The sequence below is a fragment of the Luteibacter sp. genome, assembly GCF_036500425.1.
In the GTDB taxonomy this organism is placed as follows: Bacteria; Pseudomonadota; Gammaproteobacteria; order Xanthomonadales; family Rhodanobacteraceae; genus Luteibacter.
Genome location: NZ_DASYCB010000068.1, coordinates 1 through 6537, shown reverse-complemented (window position 1 = coordinate 6537; position 6537 = coordinate 1). Strand labels below are relative to the sequence as shown.

Annotated in this window: 4 protein-coding genes; 2 read left to right on the top strand and 2 right to left on the bottom strand. The window is 64.0% G+C overall.

Annotated elements, in window-relative coordinates:
• Positions 1-117: 117 nt before the first annotated feature.
• Both VGN46_RS17000 and VGN46_RS16995 read right to left on the bottom strand, forming a co-directional pair.
• Positions 118-1221: a Glu/Leu/Phe/Val dehydrogenase dimerization domain-containing protein gene (locus VGN46_RS17000; protein WP_331645376.1), complete on the bottom strand. Its 1104-nt coding sequence runs from the start codon at positions 1219-1221 to the stop codon at positions 118-120.
• A 202-nt stretch (positions 1222-1423) separates the two neighbouring features.
• A complete protein-coding gene (locus VGN46_RS16995; protein ID WP_331645374.1) occupies positions 1424-1759 on the bottom strand; it encodes a YXWGXW repeat-containing protein in 336 nt (111 codons plus the stop codon).
• Between the two features lie 160 nt (positions 1760-1919).
• On the opposite strand from VGN46_RS16995, the gene VGN46_RS16990 reads away from it, so the two are divergent.
• Positions 1920-2822 (top strand): alpha/beta hydrolase, encoded by a 903-nt coding sequence (locus VGN46_RS16990; RefSeq protein ID WP_331645372.1) that lies wholly within the window; start codon positions 1920-1922, stop codon positions 2820-2822.
• 118 nt (positions 2823-2940) lie between these two features.
• The gene (locus VGN46_RS16985) at positions 2941-6393 is read left to right on the top strand and encodes a methylmalonyl-CoA mutase family protein (RefSeq protein ID WP_331645370.1); all 3453 of its coding nucleotides are present in this window, start codon (positions 2941-2943) and stop codon (positions 6391-6393) included.
• The last annotated feature ends 144 nt before the right edge of the window (positions 6394-6537 follow it).

The window sequence follows — 6537 nt, the reverse complement described above, 5'->3', positions numbered from 1 at the left end:
CGATGGGGCTTGCCGCAAGCCCCATCGCGCGCCAGCGCGCTCCTACAGGGCAACGGCTCGGCCAAGAAAATGCCACCGGGAGACCGGTGGCTTTTTCGTTACCCGGCTGGGTAGCGCTTACTGACCGCGCATGCGGCCCTGGAAGCGGGGGGCACCGTTGCCCATGTGCGGCAGGCGGATCTTGCCGATGGCGCTGATGCGCTCTTCCGCCATGCGGTCCGCGGCCTTGTAGGTCGGGATGTTGTCACGGCCGGAAATTTCGAAGATACGACCCACGTTGTAGTAGATCGTACGCATCATGCGCATGGCGCGCTCACGGTTGTAACCGTCGATTTCCAGCGACACGTTCATGACGCCACCCGCGTTCACGGCGTAATCCGGCGCGTACAGGACGCCGCGGCGGGCCAGTTCGTCGCCGATCGCGTCGGTAGCGAGCTGGTTGTTCGCGGCGCCGCAGATGATCTTCGCCTTGATCCGATCGATCGTCTGCTCGTTGACCGTGCCACCCAGGGCGCACGGGCTGTAGACGTCGGCATCGACGTCGTAGATTTCATCGAGGCCGACGGCTTCGCAGCCCAGCTCATCGACGCAACGCTGCACGGCATCCTTGTTGATGTCGGTGACGAACACCTTGGCGCCCTGCTCGCGGAGCAGCTTGATGAACTCGCTACCCACATGGCCGCAGCCCTGCACGGCGTAGCTGTACTTGCCCACGTCTTCGTTGCCGTGCTTGGCCTGCAGCGCGGCCATCAGGCCCTGCAGCGTGCCGAACGCGGTAAACGGCGAGGGGTCGCCCGAACCACCGTGCACCTGGTGCACGCCGGTCACGAATTCGGTTTCGCGGTAGACATATTCCATGTCGTTGACGTCGATACCCACGTCTTCCGCCGTGATGTAACGGCCGTTGAGCGAGTTGACGAAGCGGCCGAAGGCGCGGAACAGCGCTTCGGACTTGTCCTTGGAGGGGTCGCCGATGATGACGGCCTTGCCACCGCCGAGGTTCAGGCCGGCCACCGCGTTCTTGTACGTCATGCCGCGCGAGAGGCGCAGCACGTCGTTCACGGCGTCCTGCTCGGACTTGTACGGCCACATGCGCAGGCCGCCCAGCGACGGACCAAGCACGGTGTTGTGGATCGCGATGATGGCCTTGAGGCCCGCGTCCTTGTTATGGCAGAAGACGACTTCTTCGTGGCCCGTGTTGGCGATGGTTTCGAAAATCATCGAACGCAAACTCCAGTTTTCATTGTTAGCAGCCCGCCCCCCTTTGGGGCGTCCCGTTGGCGTGAGCCAACGGAGGGGAAATGACCGTCCAAAAAAATCGCCCCGGCCTGTGCGGCGGGGGCGAGATTGTCTTGTCAGCTGCGTAGTTTAAACCGTTATTCAGGAGTTGCTAGATGCGTCGCAGCACGCAAATGTTAAGAATTTAGCGGTGCCAGTGCGGATCACGCACCCAGACCTCGCGTTCATAGTGGTATCCGCCACGGTACGGGCGCCAGCCCGGGCCGCGGTAAACGTAGCCCGGACGGGCTGCCGCCCAACGGCCACCCACCCAGACGTAGCGGCCGCCGTACCAGTTCCAGTAGCCCGGGGCCCACACATACCCCGGGCGTGCAACGGGCACGCGCTCAAAGCGCGGCGGGGGCGGGGCGTTGCGAATCACGACCACTTCCCGCGCGGCAGCCGGCGGGGTATAGCTGGCGGCGCCAACGGCCATGCCCAGGGCGGCCACGGCGGCAAAAGTGCGGGTAAGCTTGCGCATGCGCTGTCTCCTTTCGATGCCCGCGGGAGTGCGGACTCGTGAGGAAAAACGGAGAGATCCTCATCGGGTTGACCCTTCCTCCGCGAGATGTTCAGCTTCGCGAAAGCTTGCCGCCAAGGAATCGCGGCGGCCTGAGACCGCGTAAACCCTTGATGCAAAAATGAAGACGCACGCCATTCCGATGAAACCGCCCCGCCGTTTTGGCGTCCGCACGATTGCGACCCTGCTGGGCATTCGCTTCGCATACCGCCTCGGCAGCCGGCTCTCGCCCCTGCGCACCGTGGCCCACGCGGCCCGCGTTTTCCAGACGCCGCTGGCAAGCAGTCGCGAACGCGCGGTGCATGCGTTGGCGACCATGACGGCCCGGCGTGACTCCGTTGAGGTGAACGGCGAGCAGATCGCCACCTATGTATGGGGCGATCCAGCCACGCAGCCCTACATCCTGCTGGTGCACGGATGGTCGAGCCTTGGCCTGCGTTGGGAAAGCTGGGCTGCGCAGCTTCTTGCGAAAGGGTGGGCGGCAGTGGCTTTCGACCAGCCTGCGCATGGTCACAGCGGCGGCGAGTTATGCACGCTGCCCGATTTCGTGCGGACAGTGACGGTGATCGGGCGTCACTACGGCGATGCGGAAGGGGTCATCGCCCATTCCCTAGGTGGCGCCGCGGTGACGCTGGCCCTGGATCATGGCTGGACCGCGAAGCGTGTAGTGCTGATCGCCCCCGCCGCCGACCCGGAAGCGGCCACGTCACGTTTCGCCCGGTTCGTTCGCCTGGCGGCGCACCTGCGGCCGTCGTTGCATGACACCCTCACGGCACGCACCGGCGTAGCGATCGGCGACCTGCACATACGCCACCACGCACCGAAACGCACGCAACCGGCACTGATTGTCCACGATGTTTCCGATCGCGATGTCCCGGTAGGCGAGGGCGAGCTCTACGCCACCCTCTGGCCCGGCGCCACCTTGCTGAAAACCCGCGACCTGGGCCACCGTCGCATCGTCGACGACGAACACGTCCAGGCCTCCGCCCTAAACTTCCTTTCAAGCACCGATTTCCCCCTGTAGGAGCGCGCTTGCGCGCGATGCCCCCCGGCCTACGCTGCACCGCGTCAGAACCCCCGCCCCACCCCGCAGTAGAATCAGCAGGTTCCCCACCCGCCCTTGGTTTTACCCCGGAGTTTCCATGAGCTCGCAGCCCAGCCACATCCCCGCCAGCAGTACCGACGCGGAGGCGACGCCGCTGCGCTTCGTCACGGCCGCCAGCCTGTTCGATGGCCACGATGCCGCGATCAACATCATGCGCCGCATCATCCAGAGTCAGGGCGCCGAGGTGATCCACCTGGGGCATAACCGCTCGGTGGAAGACGTGGTCCGCGCGGCACTCCAGGAAGATGCCGATGCCATCGCACTGTCCTCGTACCAGGGTGGCCACGTTGAGTACTTCAAGTACATGGTCGATATGCTGCGCGAGCGCGGCGCCGGGCATGTGCGCGTGTTCGGCGGTGGTGGCGGCACCATCACCCCGGAGGAGATCCGCGAACTCCAGGCTTACGGCGTCGAGCGCATCTACCACCCGAACGATGGCATGAAGCTCGGCCTTGTCGAGATGATCGAAGACGTGATGACCCGCACCCGCAATGCGCAGAAAGCGCGGGCGGAGGCGGCGCCACCGTCTACATCGATCGACGATGAAATCTCGATCGGCGGCATGCTCTCCGCGATCGAAGAAGACACCCTGCCGGCCGCGGAACTCGAGCGCCTGCGCAAAGAGTGGAAGCTCGCGGGCGGCAAGACGCCCGTGCTCGGCCTGACCGGCACCGGTGGCGCAGGCAAGTCGTCTGTGGTGGATGAATTGCTGCTGCGCTTCCTGCATGCGTTCCCCGACATGCGCATTGCCGTGCTCGCAGTGGACCCGACCCGCCGCCGCAGTGGTGGCGCGTTGCTGGGTGACCGCATTCGTATGAATTCGCTTCGCAGCCACCGCGTGTACATGCGCTCGATGGCGACGCGCCGCCAGCACGCGGCCACATCTATCGTGCTGCACGATTGCATCGATTTCCTGAAAGCCCAGGCCTATGACCTGGTGATCGTCGAAACCGCCGGTATCGGCCAGAGCGACTCCGAGATCGTCGATCTCGTCGATTTCCCGGTCTACGTGATGACCAGCGAATACGGCGCCGCCAGCCAGCTCGAAAAGATCGACATGCTCGATTTCGCCGAGCTCGTGGTGCTGAACAAGTTCGACAAGCGCGGCGCCGAAGATGCCTTGCGCGACGTGCGCAAGCAGTGGAAGCGCAACCGCATCGCTTTCAGCCTGGCCGACGAGAATGTGCCGGTCTACCCAACCATCGCCAGCCAGTTCAACGACCCGGGCGTGACCTGGATGTTCGACAACCTGTGCCGCCTGCTGCGCGAGAAGCTCTCGCTGCCGGGCGCCGGGTGGACACCGGAACTGGACACCAGCCTGCGCGAGCCGCGCGCCACGGTGCTCATTCCTGGCAGCCGTGTGCGCTATCTGGCCGAGATCGCGGAGCAGGGCCGTGGCGTGAACGCTTCCATTGAGAAGCAGGCTGAAGCAGCGGCGAAAGCGCAGCACTACTTCGAGTCGCTGAAGGACATTGGTGACGAAGCCCTGCCGCGTGCGTTCGATCTGTATGACCATGCCCAGCTTACGGTGGACGGTGATCGCTCACTGGCTACGCTACGCCAGCGTTACAACACCGCGGTGCGCGACCTGAGCAGCGAGGCGATCAACCTGCTGCGTGAGTGGCCGGTGCGCTTTGCCTCGGTCACCGCGGAGTACAACGAGTACACCGTGCGCGACAAGGTGATCCGCGTCGAGAACTACCGTGAATCGCTGAGCCACCAGAAGATCCCGAAGGTTTCGCCGCCGAAGACCAGGGACTGGGGCGAACAGCTCTCGTTCCTGATGCGCGAGAACCTGCCGGGCTACTACCCGTATACCGGTGGCGTTTTCCCGTACCGTCGCGCTGGCGAAGACCCGACCCGCATGTTCGCGGGCGAGGGCACGCCGGAGCGCACCAACCGTCGCTTCCATTACCTGTCGCTGGGTGGCGCGGCTGCTCGTCTTTCCACCGCGTTCGACTCGGTCACGCTGTATGGCGAGGACCCGGCACCGCGCCCTGATATCTACGGCAAGATCGGTAACTCGGGCGTCTCCATCGCGACCCTCGATGACATGAAGAAGCTGTACTCCGGCTTCGACCTGTCGGCGCCGAGCACCTCGGTCTCGATGACGATCAATGGCCCGGCGCCGATCATCCTCGCCATGTTCATGAACACGGCGATCGACCAGAACATCGAGAAGTACCTTAACGAAGAGCCCGCCCGCTGGGATGCCGTGAACGCGCGCATCGCCGAGCTTTATCCCGATGGCAATCGCCCGCGTTACCACGGCGACCTGCCGGCGGGTAACAACGGCCTGGGTCTCGGCTTGCTCGGTGTCTCGGGCGAAGAGGTGGTAGACGATGCGACCTACGCGCGCATCAAGACCTATACCCTGGCCACCGTGCGCGGCACGGTGCAGGCCGATATCCTGAAGGAAGACCAGGCGCAGAACACCTGCATCTTCAGCACGGAGTTCGCCCTGCGCATGATGGGCGATATCCAGCAGTACTTCGTGGACCACAAGGTCCGCAACTTCTACTCGGTATCGATCTCGGGGTATCACATCGCCGAAGCCGGCGCGAACCCGATCAGCCAGCTGGCCTTCACGCTGTCGAACGGCTTCACCATCGTCGAGTATTACCTCGCCCGTGGCATGAAGATCGACGACTTCGCGCCGAACCTGTCGTTTTTCTTCTCCAACGGCATGGATCCCGAATACACGGTGATCGGTCGGGTGGCCCGCCGCATCTGGGCCCGCGCCATGCGCGAACGCTACGGTGCCAGCGCACGCAGCCAGATGCTGAAGTATCACATCCAGACCTCCGGCCGGTCGCTGCACGCGCAGGAAATCCAGTTCAACGACATCCGTACGACGCTTCAGGCGCTGTACGCACTGTTCGATAACTGCAACAGCCTGCACACCAACGCGTACGACGAAGCGATCACCACGCCGACCGAAGAAAGCGTGCGCCGCGCTGTGGCGATCCAGCTGATCATCAACCGCGAGCTTGGCCTCAACTTCAACGAGAACCCGTGGCAGGGCAGCTTCATCGTCGATGAGCTGACCGATCTGGTGGAAGAGGCGGTGTACAAGGAGTTCGAGGCGATCAGCGAGCGCGGCGGTGTGCTCGGCGCGATGGATACGATGTACCAGCGCGGCAAGATCCAGGAAGAGTCGATGTACTACGAGCACAAGAAGCACGATGGCTCGCTTCCGCTCATCGGCGTCAACACCTTCCTGCCCAAGGACCACGGCGGCGAGATCGCCACCGAGATCGAACTGATTCGCTCGACGCCGGAAGAAAAAGGCCAGCAGATCGACAATGTGCAGCGCTACGGCAACGCCCGCAACAGCCTCGCCCCCGAGAGCCTGCGCACCCTGCAGAAGACGGCCCGTGACCGCCGCAACGTCTTCGAGCAGCTGATGGACGCCGTAAAAAACAACAGCCTCGGCCAGATCAGCCATGCCCTCTACGACGTAGGCGGCGAATACCGCCGGAATATGTAACCGCGAGGCCCGCCACCCGGCGGGCCTTTTTTATCGCCCCGCGCGACCTGGTTTCATCACCCTTCCATCGTTGGGACAGCACCCACGGCCCCTGTAGGAGCGCGCTTGCGCGCGATGGGTCTTGTCGCGAGCACCCATCGCGCG